Consider the following 18,185-nt stretch of genomic DNA (forward strand, 5'->3'; position numbering starts at 1 on the left):
CTCGTCCCCAGCCGGTGGCCGAGCTCGTCCCCGCGGTCGAGCCCGTCCCGGTGGTCGAGCCTGTCGAGACCCCAATCTTTCATTCTTCGAGGAGACACATGCAGCTGACCGTGGCTCGCGTCAGCAAGGCGCACGGGCTCAAGGGCGAGGTCGCCCTCGACCTGCGTACGGATGACCCGGAGACCAGGCTCGCGGTCGGCGAGCGGCTCGAGACCGTGCCGGCCGACGTCGGCCCGCTGACCGTGACGCACTCACGCGAGCACCAGGGCCGGTGGCTGGTCACGTTCGCCGAGATCAGCGGCCGGACCGCTGCCGAGAACCTGCGCGGGACCGAGCTCGTCGTCGAGGCGGACGTCTCCGATGAGGAGGACGCCTGGTACCCGCACGAGCTCGCGGGGCTGCGGGTCGAGCTCGCCGACGGCACGGTGGTGGGCACGGTCGTCTCCCTCGAGTACATGCCCGCCCACGAGGCGCTGCTGGTCGAGGAGGCCCTGCCCGACGGCGGGACGGCCCGCACGCTGGTCCCGTTCGTCCTGGCCATCGTGCCGGTGGTCGACATCGAGGGCGGTCGCGTGGTGCTGACCCCGCCCGGCGGGCTGCTGGCGCGCGACGCCGATGCCGCGATCGTCGACCGTGCTGATGATGTCGACGCGGTCGACCGTGCTGGTGACGTCGACGCCGTCGACCGTGCTGGCGACGTCGACGCCGTCGACCGGGAAGACGACTGACATGCGGGTCGACGTCATCTCGATCTTCCCGGACTATCTGGCGGCGCTCGACCTGTCCCTGGTTGGCAAGGCGCGGCAGCGCGGTCTGCTGGACCTGCGCGTGCACGACCTGCGCGACTGGACGACCGACCGGCACCGTACCGTCGACGACACCCCGTTCGGCGGGGGAGCAGGCATGGTCATGCGCCCCGACGTATGGGGCCTTGCGATCGACGAGGTGCTGGACGGCGGCGCGGCGGGCGCCCACCTGATCGTCCCGACGCCGTCGGGCGAGGTGTTCACCCAGCGGCACGCCGAGAGCCTGGCGTCGGCCGAGCAGCTCGTGTTCGCGTGCGGGCGGTACGAGGGCATCGACGCGCGGGTGGCCCAGCACTACCGGGACGCCGGCGTCACCGTGCACGAGCTGTCGATCGGTGACTACGTGCTCAACGGGGGAGAGGTCGCCTCGCTGGTCATGATCGAGGCCGTGGCGCGGCTGATCCCCGGGATGGTCGGCAACCCGGACTCGCTGGTTGAGGAGTCGCACGGGGCGGCGGGCCTGCTGGAGTACCCGGTGTACACGAAGCCGCCGTCGTGGGCGGACCTCGAGATCCCGGAGGTGCTCCTGTCAGGGCACCACGCGAAGATCGAGCGCTGGCGCAGGGACCGCGCGCTGGAGCGGACGGCGCGGCTGCGTCCGGACATGATCGCGGGGCTCTCCGTCGCGGCCCTGGACAAGCATGACCTGGCGCTCCTCGCGGAGCTCGGCTGGGTGCCGGACCCGCACGACGGCGGAAGGCTGGCGCGGGCCTGAGGCTGCGCACCTGACGTCACACCTGCTCGAAGCGCCGGTCTGCACATTCGTGTGGCAGAATTACCCGTTGGTGCGTCGCCGGTCAGGTCTCTGCCACAGGGGACGGCCGGGGCGGGCAACCGCCCCTGACCGGGTCAAGCCGCATCTTCCGTCATCACCCTTCCGGGACCGTGCCGGCCAGTAGGCCGAGCCATGGCCCACGATATTCGCGCCTGACCTGTGGCAGGCCCGGAGAGAACAATGCAGAAGCTCGACATGATCGACGCAGCCTCGCTGCGATCCGACATCCCGGAGTTCCGCGCCGGCGACACGGTCAAGGTCAACGTCAAGGTCGTCGAGGGCACCCGCTCCCGTGTCCAGGCGTTCCAGGGCGTCGTGATCTCCCGCCACGGCGGCGGGATCGGCGAGACGTTCGCCGTCCGCAAGGTCAGCTTCGGTGTGGGCGTGGAGCGCAAGTTCCCGCTGCACGCGCCGTCGATCGAGTCCATCGAGGTCGTCGCCCGCGGCGTCGTCCGCCGTGCGAAGCTCTACTACCTGCGTGAGCTGCGCGGCAAGAAGGCGAAGATTCGCGAGAAGCGCGAGAGCTGACGCGCCTGAGCGCTGCAGCCCGTAACGGACGCCGGCCGCCACCCTCACTTCGGGGATGGCGGCCGACGTCGTAACTGCCCGGGTCAGCAGGGAGATCCGCCGGGCGCGGGTGCGCCCGCGCGACCATTTCGCCGCGGACGCTTCGAGGTGACAGAGTTACCCTCGTGACGAGTTTCGACCGGGTGGCGCCGCCCACCCCTATCGATGGGACGCCCTTGAGCGCAGCAGATCCGTGGGAGAACAACGGGGCGCATCGCCGGGGTGGGGCCGCGCACGGTCGTGAGCCGCGGAAGCAGCAGTCGAGCTTCGTCGCGATGCTCAAGGAGATCGGGATCATCGTGGTCAGCGCGCTGATCCTGTCGTGGCTCATCAAGACCCTGCTGGTGCAGCCGTTCTACATCCCCAGCGCCTCCATGGAGGACACGCTGACCGAGGGCGACCGGGTGATGGCTTCGCGGCTCACGCCCGGCCCGTTCGACCTGAAGCACGGGGACATCGTCGTCTTCGTGGACCCGGGCGGCTGGCTGCCGCCGTACCCGACGCCGGACCGTGGGCCGCTCGGCAACGCGGCGACCTCCTTCCTGACCACTGTCGGTCTGCTGCCGCAGGACACCGGCGACCACCTCATCAAGCGCCTGATCGGGCTGCCCGGCGACGAGGTCGTGTGCTGCGACGCCGAGGGACGGGTGTCGGTGAACGGCACGCCCATCGACGAGACGTACATCAAGCCCGGTTCTGTCCCGAGCCAGGACCCGTTCGAGGTCACGGTGCCGGCGGACATGCTGTGGGTCATGGGCGACAACCGCCAGGACTCGCAGGACTCGCGCTACAACCGGGGCAAGCCGGGCGGTGGGTTCGTGCCCATCGACAACGTCGTCGGCACGGCGTTCGCCACCGTCTGGCCGCTGGACCGGCTGAACTGGCACAACCATCCGAGCGACGTCTTCGACGGCGTCCCGGACGCGCCTCCCGCGGAGAAGTAGGTGGTCCGCACGGTGCCCACGCTGCGGCAGGAGCGCGCGCTCCTGGCCTCGGGTGCCCGCCTCGTCGCGGGCATGGACGAGGTGGGGCGTGGGGCCCTCGCGGGTCCGGTCAGCGTTGGTGTGGTGGTGGTCGACGCCGCCACGCGTACCGGGCCGAAGGGCGTCGCCGACTCGAAGCTCCTGACGCCGGCCGCGCGCGAGGCCATCGCGCCTGCCGTGCGGAGCTGGGCGGTGGCCTGGGGCGTCGGGCACGCCGGACCGGCCGAGATCGACGAGATCGGCATCATCGCGGCGCTCCGGAAGGCCGGCCGTCGCGCGCTCGCGCAGGTGCGGCTGCTGTGCGGCGACGTCGACGTCGTCGTGCTGGACGGTAAGCACGACTGGCTCACCACCCCGTCGCTCGACCTGTTCGCGGCGGCGGACGCCCTCGACGACGGAGTCCCCGAGCCCGCGGTACGGACACTGATCAAGGCCGACATGACCTGTACCTCGGTGGCGGCCGCCAGCGTGCTGGCCAAGGTGGAGCGCGACGCGATCCTGGTCGAGCTGGCGCAGCGGCACCCGGAGTACGCGTGGGACCAGAACAAGGGCTACAGCGCCAGGGCCCACATGGACGCCCTCGGGCTGCACGGTCCGACGCCGCAGCACCGGAGATCCTGGAACCTGCCCGGAACCGCTGCGTCGGTGGGATGATGTCGTCGTGAGCGCCGAAGACCTCGAGAACTACGAGACGGAGATGGAGCTCGCGCTCTATCGCGAGTACCGCGATGTGGTGGGCCTGTTCGCCTATGTGGTGGAGACCGAACGCCGGTTCTACCTGGCCAACCAGGTGGACCTCCAGGTGCGGTCCGCCGCGGGAGAGGTGTACTTCGAGCTGCGGCTCGGCGATGCCTGGGTGTGGGACGTCTATCGCTCCGCGCGCTTCGTGAAGTCGGTGCGTGTCGTGACGTTCAAGGACGTGAACGTCGAGGAGCTCGCGAAGGCGGAGCTGTCCCTCTGAAGCCGCCGGCTGAAACTCGTCGCGGGCCGGTACGGACCCTCGTGACGGGATGCCAACGGTTCGACCACGACCTCGGGCCTGTGGATCGTCGATCTGTGCACAGGTGAGCCGCCGGCGCCGTCGGTCGGCGCTGCCGTGACCAAGGCTGGTCACGGAGGTGGACGCGATGGCGAAGAAAGACGGCGTGGGCCGGTACGGCGAGCGCGTGGCGCTGCGGCACGTCGAGGCACGCGGCTGGCAGGTGCTCGACACCAACTGGCGCGGCAAGGACGGGGAGCTCGACATCGTCGCGCTCGACGACGACGTGCTCGTGGTGATCGAGGTCAAGACCCGGTCGGGCCACGGGTTCGGGCATCCCGCTGAGGCGGTGACGCCCCGCAAGCTCGCCCGCATCAAACGGCTGACGGGGCAGTGGCTCACCGGGTTCCGGGAGCAGCTCGCGGCGGCGCGGCTGCTGGAGGAGGCGGGTTCGGGCAGCGCGGTGCCGGTGCTGCCCGACGTGCGCACCCGGTTCGGTGCCGTCCGGATCGACGTGGTGGCGGTGACCCTGCAGGCCAAGGGGCGCCCCGTCGTCGAGCACCTCGAGTCGGTGGCCTGATGGGGACGGCGACCACGCGGGCCGTCTCGCTCGTCGGCATGCAGGGGCACGTGGTGGAGGTGCAGGCGCACCTCGCGGCGTCGGTCCCTGGATTCACGCTGGTGGGTCTGCCGGACACCGCCCTGAGCGAGTCACGAGACCGGGTGCGCGCGGCGGTGACCAGCACGGGGTTGTCGTGGCCCGTCAAGAAGATCACGGTCAACCTGTCGCCCGCCTCGCTGCGCAAGCAGGGCAGCGCGTACGACCTGGCGATCGCCGTGGCGGTCCTGGCGGGCGCCGAAGGGCCGTCGTCGGCCGGGCTGCGCCGGACAGGGCTTGACCGAGTGGTCCACCTCGGCGAGCTCGGGCTCGACGGGCGTCTCCAGCCGGTGCGCGGGGTGCTGCCCGCCGTGGCGGCTGCCGTGGACGCGGGATATCCGGACGTCGTGGTCGCGGCAGGGGACCTCGACGAGGCTCGGCTGGTGCCGGGGGCTCGGGTCGTGGGTGCGGCCAGCCTGGCCGAGGTGGTCGCGCTGCACGGCGGGCCGCCCGAGCTGGTGCGGGACGTGGTGACCGTGCTGCCGACCCGTTCTGCGCTGTCCGCCCGGCTGCCCGGCGACCTGGCCGACGTCATGGGGCAGGAGCGTCCGCGCGCTGCCCTCGAGGTGGCGGCCGCCGGGGGGCACCACCTGCTGCTCGTCGGGCCGCCGGGAGCAGGCAAGACGATGCTGGCGTCGCGCCTTCCGGGGATCCTGCCGGACCTCACGGACAGGGAGGCCGTCGAGGTCACCGCCGTGCACTCCGTGGCGGGCACGTTCGACCCGGGCGGAGGCCTGATCCGTCGGCCCCCGTTCGAGGATCCGCACCACACGGCCACACAGGCTGCGGTGGTGGGTGGTGGCTCCGGCATCCCGCGTCCCGGGGCGGTGTCCCGGGCGCATCGCGGAGTTCTCTTTCTGGACGAAGCTCCCGAATTCGGTAGCAAGGTGCTGGAGACCCTGCGCCAGCCGCTGGAACAGGGCGAGCTCGTGATCCACCGGTCGGGCGGCGCGGCGCGCTACCCGGCCCGGTTCCAGCTGGTGCTGGCGGCGAACCCCTGCCCGTGCGGGCTGGCGGTGGGCAAGGGACTGGAGTGCAGCTGCTCACCCACGGTGCGACGCCGGTACTTCGCCCGGCTGTCCGGTCCGCTGCTGGACCGGGTGGACGTGCAGGTCGAGGTGCAGCCCGTCGACCGGGTCGAGCGGCTGGAGGGTACGTCGGAGACGACGTCGTCGGTGGCCGCCCGGGTGCTCGAGGCGCGGGAGGCCGCACGGGCGCGGCTGGCCGAGACACCCTGGTCGACCAATGCCGAGATGCCAGGCCGGTTCCTCCGCGACCTGCTCAGGCCGCACCCGGGCCTGCTCGGTCCCATCGAGCGAGCGATGACCGACGGCCGGCTCAGCCTGCGCGGCGTCGACCGGGTGCTGCGGATGGCCTGGACCATCGCCGACCTCGCGGGGCGCGGCGCGCCCTCGGTGTCCGACGTCGGGAACGCGCTGCTGCTGCGTACGGGAGGCGACCATGGGTGAAGCGCTCTTCGAGCTGCCCCGCACCGGACTTCGGTTCGACACCGGCGACCCCGTGCTGGCACGGGCCGCGTGGAGCAGGATCGCCGAGCCGGGCGATCCGGTGGCCGGAGCCCTGGTGGGCAACCTCGGGCCGGCCGGCGCGCTCGACTGGCTGGTCGACGCCGCCCGGGCCCCGGACCGGGCCGGCGCAGCGCTCCGGCGGCTCGGGGACGGAACGCTGGGTGCTGCGCCAGGACCCGGTGCGGGTGCGGCCCCCGGCCGGGCCGACGCCCCCGGGCACCTGCTCGGACCGGCCGTCGAGGGTCCGGCTGCTGAGGGTCCGGCCGCCGGGGCGCCGACCTCCGGGGCGCGGGCGGCCGGCCTGGTGGTGGCTGCCGTCCGGCGCTGGGCGCCCCGGCTCGAGCGGCTCGATCCCGCGGGCGAGCTCACGGTGCTCGGCCGGTACGGGGGCACCTTCCTCGCGCCGGACGACCCCCGCTGGCCGGCCGGTTTCGCCGGTCTGGGTGTCGGTGCGCCGCTGGCCCTCTGGGTACGTGGCGACCCCGACCTGGCGCGGCTCGGTGAGCGCTCGGTGTCGCTGGTCGGCTCCCGTGCCTGCACCGACTACGGCATCCGCGTGACGCGGGCCCTGGCGTGCGGCCTGGCCGACCGCGGGTTCACCGTGGTCTCCGGCGGTGCCAGCGGTATCGACGCGGAGGCCCACCGGGGCGCCCTGGTCTCCGGGGCTCGGACCGTGGCCTTCCTGGCGGGCGGCGTCGACCGGCTCTACCCCGCGAGCAACACCGACCTGCTGCGGCGGGCGATCGAGCAGGGCGCGGTGGTGAGCGAGGTCCCGCCGGGGTCGGTGCCGGGCAAGCAGCGCTTCCTCAAGCGCAACCGGCTGATCGCGGCGCTCACGTCGGGCACCGTGGTGGTCGAGGCGTCGGTCCGGTCCGGCGCGCTGTCCACGGCCAACCACGCGGTGAAGCTGCTCCGGCCGCTGGGTGTGGTCCCGGGGCCGGTCACGTCCATGGCCTCCGCCGGCTGCCACGAGCTGCTGCGGCGCGGCGCCGCCGTCTGCGTGACGGACGCGGCGGAGGCCGCCGAGCTGGTCGGGGACCTGGGCGAGAGCGCCCCCGAGCGCCGTGGCGAGACACGGCCCGGCGACGATCTCGACGCCGCGGGCAAGGCGGTCCTGGACGCGCTGCCGGTGCGCAAGGCAGCGCACGAGCGCTCGATCGCCCGTACGGCCGGGCTGGCGCTCGGCGATACGACGGGTGCGCTCGGGCTGCTGGAGCTCATGGGGCTGGCCGAGCAGAAGGACGGCGGCTGGCGCAGGCGGTGAGCGGGGCGGGGCCGGATGGGTTGGGGAGGTGATGAGCTGGGAGGGGCCGGAGGGCGGGCGGTGGCGGTGAGCGGGGACCGGCCCGAGGGCGGGGGCGCAGACGCGGGCGAGAGCGGCGGCGCGCCTTCTTCGTCGCGCGGCATGTGCGCTGCACACTGGCAAACGTGGACCTTACCGACCTGTCCGGCTTGCCGCGGCTGCCCGAGCAGCTGTCCGATGCCGTGTCGCGGTTCGCCCGGTACCTCGACGCGCAGCGTGGGCATTCCGCCCACACGCGGCGTGCCTACGTGGCGGACGTGACCGATCTGCTCCGGTACGCGATGCGGCACGGCACCACGCGGCTCGATGCCATCGACCTCGCCCTGCTCCGCGGATGGCTCGCGTCCCAGTCCGACCGAGGGCTCGCCCGCTCCACGCTCGCCCGCCGAGGCGCCTCGGCCCGCGCGTTCCTGCGCTGGGCGCACCGCTCGGAGCTTGTTCCGGTGGACCCCTCCGCCCGCCTGGCGAGCCCCAAGGTGCCGCGCACCCTGCCAACGGTGCTCGACGTGGACGCGGCCAGCCGTCTGCTCGACGGCGCACGGGCCGCAGCGGACGACGCCGACGAGGCAGCCCGCCCGGTCGCCCTGCGCTCGTGGGTCGCCGCCGAGCTCCTGTACGGCGCGGGGATCCGCGTGGGCGAGCTGGTGTCCGTCGACGTCGGGCACGTGGACTCCCGGGACCGGCTCGTGCGCGTGCTCGGCAAGGGGGGCAAGGAGCGGGTGGTGCCGTTCGGCATCCCTGCGGCGCGCGCGGTAGAAGCCTGGCTCACCGACGGCCGGCCCGCGCTGGCGACGGCCGCGACCGGCGACGCCCTGCTGGTGGGGGAGCGCGGCGGGCGCTGGGGCCAGCGCCAGGTGCGCGAGGCGGTGCACCGGCTCGCAGCCAAGGCCGGCGTCGACGACGTCGCGCCGCACGCGCTCCGGCACTCCGCCGCCACCCACCTGCTGCAGGGCGGCTCGGACCTGCGCGCCGTGCAAGAGGTGCTGGGCCACGCGAACCTCGCGACCACGCAGCGCTACACCCATGTGGATGCCGAGCGGTTGCGCAGCGTCTACGCCCAGGCGTTCCCCCGCGCCTGAGGGGGACCGGCCCACGGGACGGGCTACGGCCGCCGAGCCGCAAGCTGAGCGTCTTTGCGGCGGCCGCCTCGCCCCGCCTCCCCTTCGAGGTCAAGGTTGATTCGCTTTGAGACCGTCCAAAGCGAATCAACGTTGACCTCGAAAGGAACAGCCGCGGGCCGCGGGGGAGCCGCCGCCCGGTCCGCCGACGATGCTGGTCGCTCGGCGTCAGGGGTCCGGGAGGAGCACGATCGGCGGGCGGTACAGCAAGGACAACGGATCGATGTAGCGCTCGCCCCGCCGCACACCCCAGTGCAGGCAGGACCGGGGTGCGCAGTGGCTCGACGTCGGGCCGCCTCCCGCGTCTCCGTCCTCCACTGCGCCGATCCGCTCGCCGGCCATGACCGCGGTCCCTACCGCGACCGAGGCGGTGACCGGCTCAAGGCTGCTGCGCAGCCCGTCCGGGTGGGTGACGACCATGACCCCGCGCCGCGCCACCTGCCCGGCGAACGTCACCACCCCGGGGCCGGGGGAAAGGACGCTCGAACCGTGCGGGGCGGTCAGGTCGACGCCGCGGTGACCGGCTCCCCACCTCTCCGCTGGTGGGTCGAACCCGCGCTCCACGCCGGACGGCGGGTCCACTCCCGCGACGGGCGGTACGTACCCGGTGGGCCCGCCAGCGCCGACGCCCGCGCCGACGCCCGCGCCGACGCCCGCGCCCGCGCCCACCCGGAGGGCGATGTCCGGCCCCGAGCGCAGCGCGGCGGCGGGCGCCGTCGCGATGAGGGCGAGGAGCGCGATGGTGAGCAGCACGGTCAGCACGGTTGTCGGGAACCGGCCGATGGCCCGGTGGGGAGCGAGGGCGGAGAGACGCGTCATGCCGTGAGCATCACCCGGCGCGGCACGCCCTGGACGGTGTCGGACGGCCGCCTGTGCACAGCGTGGCGCACGTGCCCCCTGTGGTCGCGCTCGCCGCCCGCCACCGCCGTGACGAGGGTCGCCACGAGGCCCCGATGACTTCCCGGACCCCGCCCGGACAGGTCCGTCGACGGCAGCGCACGACGTCACATTCGCGGTGCGGCGGCAAGGTCCTCGTTGCAAGGGCTGGTCGGGTAGACTTCCACCCGCGACCGGCATGAACTCCCGTCGGGCGGATCGGCAGCTTTCGCTGACAGTCTGCCCAGCAGGGAGCGCACCCGATCGACAACGCGCGTCACAGCAAGTCGCGTCCGGCAGCGGTCCGGCCCGTCAGGGTCGGCGTCGGGCACGGCGTGGCGCCAGGGGCACCGAAGTATCCATGGTGCCGATTCAACCCAACCGCGGCCCGGGCTGTCAGCCCTGGTCCGCCTGAAATGTGTGCGGAGGACCCGAGTCGATCTCGGTCCGCACCGAAAGGACGTGTCATGGCCGTCGTGTCCATGCGCCAGCTCCTCGAGAGCGGTGTCCACTTCGGACACCAGACCCGCCGTTGGAACCCGAAGATGAAGCGCTTCATCTTCACGGAGCGCAACGGCATCTACATCGTCGACCTGCAGCAGTCGCTGCACTTCATCGACAGCGCCTACGACTTCGTCAAGGAGACGGTCGCCCACGGTGGCTCGATCCTCTTCGTCGGCACCAAGAAGCAGGCCCAGGAGCCCGTGGCCGAGCAGGCCGCCCGCGTCGGGATGCCCTACGTGAACCACCGCTGGCTCGGTGGCATGCTCACGAACTTCACCACCGTGCACAAGCGCCTTCAGCGGATGAAGGAGCTCGAGGAGATCGACTTCGACGACGTGGCGGCCTCGGGCCTCACGAAGAAGGAGCTCCTGGTCCTGCGTCGCGAGAAGGACAAGCTCGCGCGCACGCTCGGCGGTATCCGTGACATGGCCAAGGTTCCCTCGGCCGTGTGGATCGTCGACACGAACAAGGAGCACCTCGCGGTGGACGAGGCCCGCAAGCTGGGCATCCCCGTCGTCGCGATCCTCGACACCAACTGCGACCCCGACATGGTCGACTACGCGATCCCGGGCAACGACGACGCGATCCGCTCCGTCACGCTGCTCACCCGCGTGATCGCGGACGCCGCCGCCGAGGGCCTCATGCAGCGCCACTCGGGTGGCAGCAAGACCGGTGCCGAGGCCGAGGCCGCCGCCGAGCCGCTGGCCGAGTGGGAGCGCGAGCTCCTGGCCGGCACCGAGGGCACCGTCGAGACCCCGGCCGCGACCGACGAGGGCACCGTTGCCGCGGCGTCCGCCGAGGCCGCTGAGGCCGCCACCCCGGCTGCTCCCGCCGAGGTCGTCGAAGCCGCTGAGGCAGTCGAGGCCGCTCCGGCCGCGGCCCCCGAGGTCACCGCGCCCGTCGAGGACGCTCCGGCCGCCGCCCCCGAGGCCACCGAGGCTGTCGCCGAGGTCGCTCCGGAGACCGCCGACGTCGCCCAGGAGACCGCTGAGGTCGCCCCGGAGCCCGCTGAGGTCGCCCCGGAGCCCGCTGAGGCTGTCGAGACCGAGAAGTGACGTGCTGCGCTGACCTGGCCCGATTCGTCCGGGCCGGGTCAGCGCACCGCTCCTCGGGTCGCTAGACCTCCCACGAACAACACGACTGCACGGAGGACCAGAACAATGGCGAACTACACCGCCGCTGACATCAAGGCGCTGCGTGAGCGGACCGGCGCAGGCATGCTCGACGTCAAGAAGGCCCTGGACGAGGCCGACGGCAACGCCGAGAAGGCCATCGAGATCATCCGCACCAAGGGCCTGGCCCGCGCCGCCAAGCGTGAGGGCAACACCGCGTCCGAGGGCCTCGTCGCCGTCAAGGTCGAGGACACCGCGGCCGGCCAGGTGGCCACCATGATCGAGCTGAACGCCGAGACGGACTTCGTCGTCAAGAACGAGAAGTTCATCGCGCTCGCCGAGGCCGTGCTCGACGCCACCGCTGCCGCCGGCGCCTCCGACGAGGTCGCCGCCGCGGCCGCGCCGGCTGCCGAGGGCACCGTCGCCGACCTGATCGCCGGCCAGGGCGCGACCATGGGCGAGAAGGTCGTCCTGCGCCGCGTCGCGCGTGTCGAGGGCCCCAAGGTTACGACCTACCTGCACAAGACGGCCAAGGACCTGCCGCCGTCGATCGGCGTGCTCGTCGTCACCGACGAGGCCGGCGCCTCCGTCGCCAAGGACATCGCACAGCACGTCGCCGCGATGGCCCCGAAGTACCTCACGCGTGAGGACGTCCCGGCGGACGTCGTCGAGAAGGAGCGTGCGATCGCTCTGGAGACCTCGAAGAACGAGGGCAAGCCGGAGGCCGCGCTGCCCAAGATCGTCGAGGGCCGCCTGAACGGTTTCTTCAAGGAGGTCGTGCTCATCGACCAGCCGCTGGCCAAGGACCCGAAGACCACGGTCGGCAAGCACGTCGCCGCCGCGAACGGCTCCCTGACCGCGTTCGTGCGTTTCCGCGTCGGTTCCTGACGCAGCTTGGTCGGCCCGGTCCGCGCTTCGGCGCGGGCCGGGCCGACGCATACGCGGGCCGGCCCTTCCACAGGCCGGTTCGCACGCCGAGCTCCTCAGGAGCGCGGTGCGACTTCGATGCTCTTGGTGCGGTGTAGTGCCGGTTCGGGCTCCACTTCGCACCAGGAGTCTCGAGGTCGGTCCGGACGCTTCTGCCCCGCGCGGAGGTGTGTTGCCCGCGAGTCGGGCAGTATTCCGGAAGGGCCAGTGTCCCGGCAGTGACGACCGAAGGGTGACGGACCAGTGAGCGACGAGGCGACCCAGGACTTCGCGGTGGATGTGGAGGGCAGGCCCGCCCGGCGTGTGCTCCTGAAGCTGTCGGGCGAGGCGTTCGGCGGCGGCAGCGTAGGGCTCGACGCCGACGTGGTCCGGCGTATCGCGAAGGAGATCGGCGTGGCCGTGCGCGACGGCGTGCAGGTCGCCATCGTCGTCGGCGGCGGGAACTTCTTCCGTGGCGCCGAGCTGAGCGTGGCAGGCATGGACCGCGCCCGCGCCGACTACATGGGCATGCTGGGCACGGTCATGAACTGCCTGGCGCTCCAGGACTTCCTGGAGCAGGCCGGCGTCAAGACGCGCGTGCAGACCGCCATCACCATGGGTCAGGTCGCCGAGCCCTACATCCCGCTGCGCGCGATCCGGCACATGGAGAAGGGCCGCGTGGTCATCTTCGGTGCGGGCGCCGGCATGCCGTACTTCTCCACCGACACCGTCGCAGTGCAGCGCGCCCTGGAGACGGGCTGCGAGCAGGTGGTCATGGGCAAGAACGGGGTCGACGGCGTGTACGACTCCGACCCGCGCCGTAACCCCGACGCGAAGAAGCTCGACCACCTCACGTACACCGACGCCCTCGTCAACCGGCTCGGCGTCATGGACGACACGGCGCTGGCCATGTGCCGCGACAACAACGTCCAGATGCGGGTGTTCGGCATGGAGGGCGAGGGCAACGTCACCCGTGCGCTGGCCGGCGAGCCCATCGGCACGCTGATCACGTCACGCTGAGTCACCCGCGCGACCCGGCGACGCCCGGGAAGCGCGCGATCCTTTCGGTAGCCGGGCAAAGTGTCCGTAGAGTGGCCCCGGCACCACCCGTAGACGAATGACAGGAGCAGTGGTGATCGACGAGACCCTCCTCGAGGCCGAGGAAAAGATGGAGAAGGCGATCGAGGTCGCCAAGGAGGACTTCGCGGGTATCCGCACCGGTCGCGCCAACGCGGGGATGTTCAGCAAGATCGTCGTCGACTACTACGGCGCGCCGACGCCGCTGCAGCAGCTGGCGTCGTTCAACATCCCGGACGCGCGCACCGTCCTGGTCGCGCCGTTCGACAAGAGCTCGGTGCCCGCCGTCGAGAAGGCGCTGCGCGACTCCGACCTGGGCGTGAACCCGGCGACGGACGGCAACGCCATCCGCATCGTGCTGCCCTCCCTGACGGAGGAGCGTCGCCGCGACTACGTGAAGCTGGCCAAGGCGAAGGCCGAGGAGTCGCGCGTCTCGGTGCGCAACATCCGGCGCAAGGCCAAGGAGACGCTGGACCGCATCGTCAAGGACGGCGAGGCCGGCGAGGACGAGGTCACGCGCGCGGAGAAGGAGCTGGACAAGCTCACCAAGAGCCACGTCGACATCATCGACCAGCTGCTCTCCAGCAAGGAGAGCGAGCTGCTCGAGGTCTGATGTCCGCACCGCCTCGAGAAAGAACAGAGCGAGACAATGCGCACATCGCTGTGAGCCCCGAGCCAGAGCCCGAGCCCGCGCCTGCCCTGAAGCAGTCGCGCGCCGGCCGTAACCTGCCGGCGGCGATCCTGGTCGGCGTCGGCCTGCTCGGCGTCGTCGGTGCGTCCCTGTACTGGCGGCCCGAGCCGTTCGTGCTCTTCGTGGTCCTCCTGATGTGGGCAGGACTGTGGGAGCTGCGTCAGGCGTTCGCGCGCCGGGAGCTGCGCCTGCCGATGGTGCCCCTGTTCGTGGGGGCCGCCGGCATGATCGTCTCGGCGTACCGGGGCGGTGCCGAGGCGCTGTTCGTCGCCTTCGTGCTGACGGTGGCCGCGACGGTGGTCTGGCGGGCGCTCGACGGCTCCGGCCTCAGCGCCGTCCGGGACTCCGCGGCCTCCGTCTTCGCCGCCGCCTACCTGCCGTTCCTCGCGGGCTTCGTCGTCCTCATGCTGGCGCAGCCCGACGGCGAGATCCGCGTCGTGCTGTTCATCCTCCTGGCGGTCGCCAACGACACGGGCGGCTACATCGCCGGGGTCATGCTCGGCCGGCATCCGCTGGCGCCGACCGTGAGCCCCAAGAAGTCGTGGGAGGGCTTGGCCGGCTCGATAGTGCTGGCCACGGCGGTAGGTGTGCTCGGAGCGGTGTACGGGCTGGGCGAGAGCCCGGTCCTCGGCATCGCGCTCGGCGTCATGACCGCCGTCACCGCAACTGTGGGCGATCTCGCTGAATCGCTGCTCAAGCGTGACCTAGAATTGAAGGACATGGGCTCATTGCTCCCGGGGCACGGGGGCGTGCTGGATCGCCTCGATTCGATGATTATCACAGCGCCCTTCGTCTATCTCGTGCTCTCGGTGGTTGCCTGATGAAAACTTCTCTTGCCCAGCCCGTCGTCCGGCCCTCGGACGAGACCCCCGCCATCCCGTTGCAGATGGCACCGAAGCGCCGCGGCAAGCCGCCGAAGCACTTCGCCGACCTGACTCCCGAGGAGCGGGTGGCCTCCGTCGTCGAGGCGGGAGAGCCCGCGTTCCGGGCCAAGCAGCTCGCCACGCACTACTTCACGCACTACACGAGCGACCCGGCCAGGATGACCGACCTCCCGGCGAAGTCCCGGGACGAGCTCGCCACCACGATGTTCCCCGAGCTGATGCGGCCGACCCGCAAGCTCGAGGCCGACGGCGGCACCACGGTCAAGACGCTGTGGCACCTGTTCGACGAGGCCAAGGTCGAGTCGGTCCTCATGCGCTACCCGCAGCGCACCACGCTGTGCGTCTCCAGCCAGGCGGGCTGCGGCATGGCGTGCCCGTTCTGCGCCACGGGTCAGCTCGGCCTGACCCGCAACCTCTCGACGGCGGAGATCCTCGAGCAGGTCCGCGCGGCGTTCCGGTCGCTGGCGGACGGCGAGATCCCGGGCGGCGTCACCCGCCTGAACAACCTCGTGTTCATGGGCATGGGCGAGCCGCTGGCCAACTACAAGGCAGTGATCGAGACGGTGCGGGCCCTGGTGGCGCCGCAGCCGGAGGGCTTCGGCATGTCGGCCCGCAACATCACCGTCTCCACTGTGGGTCTCGTCCCGGCCATGCAGAAGCTCATCAAGGAGGGCATCCCGGTGACGCTCGCGCTGTCGCTGCACGCGCCCGACGACGACCTGCGCTCCGAGCTGGTGCCGATCAACACGCGCTGGAGCGTGGACGAGACGCTCGACACCGCGCGGAACTACTTCGAGGTGACCGGGCGCCGCGTGTCCATCGAGTACGCGCTGATCAAGGACATGAACGACCACGCGTGGCGTGCGGACCTGCTCGGCGAGAAGCTCAACGCGCGCGGACGCGGCTGGGTGCACGTGAACCCGATCCCGCTCAACCCCACACCGGGTTCGATCTGGACGGCAAGCGACCGGGATGTCGAGGACGAGTTTGTGGCACGATTGCGCGGTCACGGGATCCCGACCACGATCCGTGATACCCGCGGGAGCGATATCGACGGGGCCTGCGGGCAGCTTGCGGCTGAGGAGGACGACGAGTGAGTGGGATGTTCAACAGCGTTCCCGCGATGCGCACCGGGTACGACAAGGACGAGGTCGACGAGTTCTTCGAGCACGCCAGGCAGGCGTACGAGGGACGGACCATGGACCGGCTGACCAGTGCCGACATCCAGGCGTCCACGTTCGACCTGACCCGTGGTGGGTACAACACCCACGAGGTCGACGCGGCGCTCGACCGGCTGGAGGCCGCGTTCATCGCCCGGCAGCGCGCCGAGTACGCGGCGGCGCACGGCCAGCAGGCCTGGATGAACGCGCTCGCCGAGCGCGCGCGTTCCCTGTACGGGCGCCTCGGGCGGCCCGACGGCGAGAAGTTCGCGCCGGCTGACCGGGGTTCGCAGGGTTACGACAAGGACGACGTCGACGACCTGTGTGACCGGCTCATCGGGTACTTCGACCGGCAGGAGCCGCTGACGGCGGGCGACATCCGGTCGGCCACGTTCGGTCGGGCACGCGGTGCGGACGCCTACGACGAGGCCTCGGTGGACGCGTTCCTGAGCCGTGCGGTGGAGGTCCTGCTCGGGGTGGAGTGATCCCTCCGGTCCCGAGAAGCCCGCGGTCGCGGTCTGCCTGCCTACAGGTCAGACGGCGACCGCGGGCTTGTCTGCCTCCCGGAGCAGCACCTCGTTCTGGGTCGCCCTCAGGAACGCGCGGATCGAGTCCCGGCTCCTGGTCAGGCAGTCGATGCGCGCCTGGACGCCGACGAGCTCCGTGGCGAGCTGTTCGGCCACCTCGCGCGGGCAGGTCGGCTCGTCACGCGCGGCAGCGAGCTCGGCGTCGAGCAGCACCTTGACCAGCCGCGTCGGGATACCGGCCTGGACCAGGCCCGCCACGCGGGATACGCGCTCCACGTGGGCCTCGGCGTAGGTGCGGTAGCCGTTGGGCGCGCGGTCCGCCTCAAGCAGGTCCTGCTGCTCGTAGTACCGGATCAGCCGCGTCGTCACGCCGGTCCGCGCGGCGAGCTCACCGATCTTCATGGTTGCCTCCGGGTAGCGCTTGACATTGACACCAGTGTCAAACTTTAGCGTTGCCGACATGGAGAGAACAGGTATTACCCCCGCCCAGCCGGTCGCGGCGGACCCGCCCCCGAGCGCTCGTCCGTCGTCGCCCGCCGACGTCCTGCCCTGGCGCTCCCTCCTCGTGCTGGGCGGCGGGACGCTCCTCATGGTCACCGCGGAGATGCTGCCGACCGCCGTCCTCGAACAGATGAGCACCGGCCTGGGCGTCGCCGAGTCGAGCACCGGACTGCTGGTCTCCGTGTGGGCAGCGGTCGTGGTGGTCCTGAGCTTCCCGCTGGTCCGGCTGACGCGCGGACGGGACCGACGTGCCGTGATCGCCGGCGGGCTGGCCGTCCTCGCCGCCTCGTCGGCCCTGACTGCTCTCGCCCCGACGTTCCAGCTGGCGGTCGGCGCGCGGATCCTCGGCGCCGCCGCCGTCGGGCTGCTGTGGGCCACCACCAACGCGCACGTCGCCGACCTGGTCCCCGACCGCCTGCTGGGGCGTGCCGTCGCCGTCGTGCTCGGCGGGGCCACCCTTGGGATGGTCGTGGGTACGCCGCTGGCCCGGCTCGTCGCCGACGCCGCCGGCTGGCGGGCCGCCTTCTGGGCCCTCGCGGTGCTCGGCCTGCTGGGTGCGGTGGCGGTCCGGCTGGTGGTGGCCCGTGCGACCCCGCCGGACCGGCCGGGCGCCGCGCCCGGTGGCGGAGACCTGGCCGGTGCGCCACGACGGGGCAGGGGGCCGTTGCTGGTGGTGACGGCGCTCGTCGCCCTGGTGCTGGTGGGCCACTACGGCGCGTACACGTACATCACTCGCCTGACGGAGGCACCTGCCGAAGCCCTCCCGGGCGGGATGAGCACCCTGCTGCTCGTCTTCGGGCTCGCCTCGGCGGCGGGGGTAGTTCTGGCGGGCCGGCTCGGCGACCGCAGCGGGCCGGCACTCGTCGTGAGCGTGGCCGCTACCGCGCTCACCGTGCTGGGCCTCGGTGCGGTGGGCGGGCACCCGGCGGTCGGGATCGCCGTGGTCGTGGCGTGGGGGGTCGTGTCCGGCGGAATGCCGCCCTTCGCCCAGACGCTGATCCTGCGGCTGGCGGGTCCGGAGCGGCGCTCGTTCGCAGGAGCGCTGATCCCGGTGCTGTTCAACGGCGGTATCGCCGTCGGGGCGGCGCTGGCGTCGCTGGTCGTGGCGCGCTCCGGTGTGACGGCCCTGCCGCCGCTGGCGGCCGCAGTGGTCGGCGCCGCTGCGGTGGGCCTGGCCCTGTCCCTGCGTCGCCGGGCGTGATGAGAACGGGGTTGTGTTCCCGGGAACG

21 protein-coding genes are annotated in these 18,185 nt (G+C 72.0%); 18 read left to right on the forward strand and 3 right to left on the reverse strand.

Annotated features, from left to right (window positions below; translation table 11 throughout):
* The first annotated feature begins 98 nt into the window (after positions 1–98).
* The 10 genes from rimM to AB0F40_RS19265 all read left to right on the forward strand — a co-directional run bounded on the left by rimM (position 99) and on the right by AB0F40_RS19265 (position 8,679).
* The gene (gene rimM / locus AB0F40_RS19220; protein ID WP_357471068.1) at positions 99–728 is read left to right on the forward strand and encodes a ribosome maturation factor RimM; all 630 of its coding nucleotides are present in this window, start codon (positions 99–101) and stop codon (positions 726–728) included.
* Between the two features lies 1 nt (position 729).
* Entirely contained in the window at positions 730–1,521 is a 792-nt protein-coding gene (trmD, locus tag AB0F40_RS19225; protein WP_357471139.1) for a tRNA (guanosine(37)-N1)-methyltransferase TrmD, read from the forward strand.
* Positions 1,522–1,761: 240 nt separating this feature from the next.
* Positions 1,762–2,109 (forward strand): 50S ribosomal protein L19, encoded by a 348-nt coding sequence (rplS, locus tag AB0F40_RS19230; protein ID WP_357471071.1) that lies wholly within the window; start codon positions 1,762–1,764, stop codon positions 2,107–2,109.
* A gap of 164 nt (positions 2,110–2,273) precedes the next feature.
* Complete coding sequence (gene lepB / locus AB0F40_RS19235; protein ID WP_357471074.1) at positions 2,274–3,092, forward strand: signal peptidase I; 819 nt, start codon at positions 2,274–2,276, stop codon at positions 3,090–3,092.
* Positions 3,093–3,785, forward strand: coding sequence for a ribonuclease HII (locus tag AB0F40_RS19240; protein WP_357471077.1), 693 nt, complete (start codon positions 3,093–3,095; stop codon positions 3,783–3,785).
* Between the two features lie 7 nt (positions 3,786–3,792).
* Positions 3,793–4,092: a DUF2469 domain-containing protein gene (locus AB0F40_RS19245; protein WP_253869462.1), complete on the forward strand. Its 300-nt coding sequence runs from the start codon at positions 3,793–3,795 to the stop codon at positions 4,090–4,092.
* Positions 4,093–4,258: 166 nt separating this feature from the next.
* Entirely contained in the window at positions 4,259–4,690 is a 432-nt protein-coding gene (locus AB0F40_RS19250; RefSeq protein WP_357471081.1) for a YraN family protein, read from the forward strand.
* On the forward strand, positions 4,690–6,237 hold the full coding sequence (locus AB0F40_RS19255; RefSeq protein WP_357471083.1) for a YifB family Mg chelatase-like AAA ATPase: 1,548 nt from the start codon (positions 4,690–4,692) through the stop codon (positions 6,235–6,237). The genes AB0F40_RS19250 and AB0F40_RS19255 overlap by 1 nt, the downstream gene beginning before the upstream one ends.
* Positions 6,230–7,561: a DNA-processing protein DprA gene (gene dprA / locus AB0F40_RS19260; protein WP_357471086.1), complete on the forward strand. Its 1,332-nt coding sequence runs from the start codon at positions 6,230–6,232 to the stop codon at positions 7,559–7,561. The genes AB0F40_RS19255 and dprA overlap by 8 nt, the downstream gene beginning before the upstream one ends.
* Positions 7,562–7,725: 164 nt before the next feature.
* Entirely contained in the window at positions 7,726–8,679 is a 954-nt protein-coding gene (locus AB0F40_RS19265) for a tyrosine recombinase XerC (protein ID WP_357471088.1), read from the forward strand.
* Between the two features lie 207 nt (positions 8,680–8,886).
* Here AB0F40_RS19265 and AB0F40_RS19270 read toward each other — a convergent pair whose 3' ends face one another.
* Together AB0F40_RS19270 and AB0F40_RS19275 are read right to left on the reverse strand one after the other, a co-directional pair.
* On the reverse strand, positions 8,887–9,537 hold the full coding sequence (locus AB0F40_RS19270; RefSeq protein ID WP_357471091.1) for a M23 family metallopeptidase: 651 nt from the start codon (positions 9,535–9,537) through the stop codon (positions 8,887–8,889).
* Positions 9,534–9,662, reverse strand: a complete 129-nt coding sequence (locus tag AB0F40_RS19275; protein ID WP_357471093.1) for a hypothetical protein — start codon at positions 9,660–9,662, stop codon at positions 9,534–9,536. Before AB0F40_RS19275 ends, AB0F40_RS19270 begins: the two co-directional genes overlap by 4 nt.
* 399 nt (positions 9,663–10,061) lie before the next feature.
* On the opposite strand from AB0F40_RS19275, the gene rpsB reads away from it, so the two are divergent.
* The 7 genes from rpsB (at position 10,062) to AB0F40_RS19310 (ending at position 16,413) form a co-directional block, all read left to right on the forward strand.
* Positions 10,062–11,153, forward strand: a complete 1,092-nt coding sequence (rpsB, locus tag AB0F40_RS19280; RefSeq protein WP_357471096.1) for a 30S ribosomal protein S2 — start codon at positions 10,062–10,064, stop codon at positions 11,151–11,153.
* 105 nt (positions 11,154–11,258) lie between these two features.
* On the forward strand, positions 11,259–12,098 hold the full coding sequence (gene tsf, locus AB0F40_RS19285) for a translation elongation factor Ts (protein WP_357471099.1): 840 nt from the start codon (positions 11,259–11,261) through the stop codon (positions 12,096–12,098).
* Between the two features lie 282 nt (positions 12,099–12,380).
* A complete protein-coding gene (gene pyrH / locus AB0F40_RS19290) occupies positions 12,381–13,136 on the forward strand; it encodes a UMP kinase (protein ID WP_357471102.1) in 756 nt (251 codons plus the stop codon).
* 112 nt (positions 13,137–13,248) lie between these two features.
* The gene (gene frr / locus AB0F40_RS19295) at positions 13,249–13,806 is read left to right on the forward strand and encodes a ribosome recycling factor (protein ID WP_253869454.1); all 558 of its coding nucleotides are present in this window, start codon (positions 13,249–13,251) and stop codon (positions 13,804–13,806) included.
* A 50-nt stretch (positions 13,807–13,856) separates the two neighbouring features.
* Positions 13,857–14,705 carry a phosphatidate cytidylyltransferase gene (locus tag AB0F40_RS19300; protein WP_357471105.1) on the forward strand — a complete coding sequence of 283 codons (849 nt, stop codon included), beginning with the start codon at positions 13,857–13,859 and terminating at the stop codon, positions 14,703–14,705.
* A gap of 65 nt (positions 14,706–14,770) precedes the next feature.
* Positions 14,771–15,865: a 23S rRNA (adenine(2503)-C(2))-methyltransferase RlmN gene (gene rlmN, locus AB0F40_RS19305; protein WP_357471142.1), complete on the forward strand. Its 1,095-nt coding sequence runs from the start codon at positions 14,771–14,773 to the stop codon at positions 15,863–15,865.
* A gap of 5 nt (positions 15,866–15,870) precedes the next feature.
* Positions 15,871–16,413: a DivIVA domain-containing protein gene (locus tag AB0F40_RS19310; RefSeq protein ID WP_357471144.1), complete on the forward strand. Its 543-nt coding sequence runs from the start codon at positions 15,871–15,873 to the stop codon at positions 16,411–16,413.
* Positions 16,414–16,461: 48 nt separating this feature from the next.
* Here AB0F40_RS19310 and AB0F40_RS19315 read toward each other — a convergent pair whose 3' ends face one another.
* Positions 16,462–16,857, reverse strand: a complete 396-nt coding sequence (locus AB0F40_RS19315; protein WP_357471108.1) for a MerR family transcriptional regulator — start codon at positions 16,855–16,857, stop codon at positions 16,462–16,464.
* A 58-nt stretch (positions 16,858–16,915) separates the two neighbouring features.
* Here AB0F40_RS19315 and AB0F40_RS19320 point away from each other — a divergent pair, with 58 nt between their 5' ends.
* A complete protein-coding gene (locus AB0F40_RS19320) occupies positions 16,916–18,157 on the forward strand; it encodes an MFS transporter (RefSeq protein WP_357471110.1) in 1,242 nt (413 codons plus the stop codon).
* Positions 18,158–18,185: the final 28 nt, after the last annotated feature.

It is taken from the genome of Promicromonospora sp. NPDC023987, assembly GCF_040639055.1.
Taxonomy (GTDB): domain Bacteria; phylum Actinomycetota; class Actinomycetes; order Actinomycetales; family Cellulomonadaceae; genus Promicromonospora.

Bases quoted from the DNA above. Each gene is read 5' to 3' on its own strand.
- rimM (WP_357471068.1), top strand. From the start codon at position 99: ATGCAGCTGACCGTGGCTCGCGTCAGCAAGGCGCACGGGCTCAAGGGC.
- trmD (WP_357471139.1), top strand. From the start codon at position 730: ATGCGGGTCGACGTCATCTCGATCTTCCCGGACTATCTGGCGGCGCTC.
- rplS (WP_357471071.1), top strand. From the start codon at position 1,762: ATGCAGAAGCTCGACATGATCGACGCAGCCTCGCTGCGATCCGACATC.
- AB0F40_RS19250 (WP_357471081.1), top strand. From the start codon at position 4,259: ATGGCGAAGAAAGACGGCGTGGGCCGGTACGGCGAGCGCGTGGCGCTG.
- AB0F40_RS19255 (WP_357471083.1), top strand. From the start codon at position 4,690: ATGGGGACGGCGACCACGCGGGCCGTCTCGCTCGTCGGCATGCAGGGG.
- dprA (WP_357471086.1), top strand. From the start codon at position 6,230: ATGGGTGAAGCGCTCTTCGAGCTGCCCCGCACCGGACTTCGGTTCGAC.
- AB0F40_RS19270 (WP_357471091.1), bottom strand. From the start codon at position 9,537: ATGACGCGTCTCTCCGCCCTCGCTCCCCACCGGGCCATCGGCCGGTTC.
- rpsB (WP_357471096.1), top strand. From the start codon at position 10,062: ATGGCCGTCGTGTCCATGCGCCAGCTCCTCGAGAGCGGTGTCCACTTC.
- tsf (WP_357471099.1), top strand. From the start codon at position 11,259: ATGGCGAACTACACCGCCGCTGACATCAAGGCGCTGCGTGAGCGGACC.
- rlmN (WP_357471142.1), top strand. From the start codon at position 14,771: ATGGCACCGAAGCGCCGCGGCAAGCCGCCGAAGCACTTCGCCGACCTG.
- AB0F40_RS19310 (WP_357471144.1), top strand. From the start codon at position 15,871: ATGTTCAACAGCGTTCCCGCGATGCGCACCGGGTACGACAAGGACGAG.
- AB0F40_RS19315 (WP_357471108.1), bottom strand. From the start codon at position 16,857: ATGAAGATCGGTGAGCTCGCCGCGCGGACCGGCGTGACGACGCGGCTG.
- AB0F40_RS19320 (WP_357471110.1), top strand. From the start codon at position 16,916: ATGGAGAGAACAGGTATTACCCCCGCCCAGCCGGTCGCGGCGGACCCG.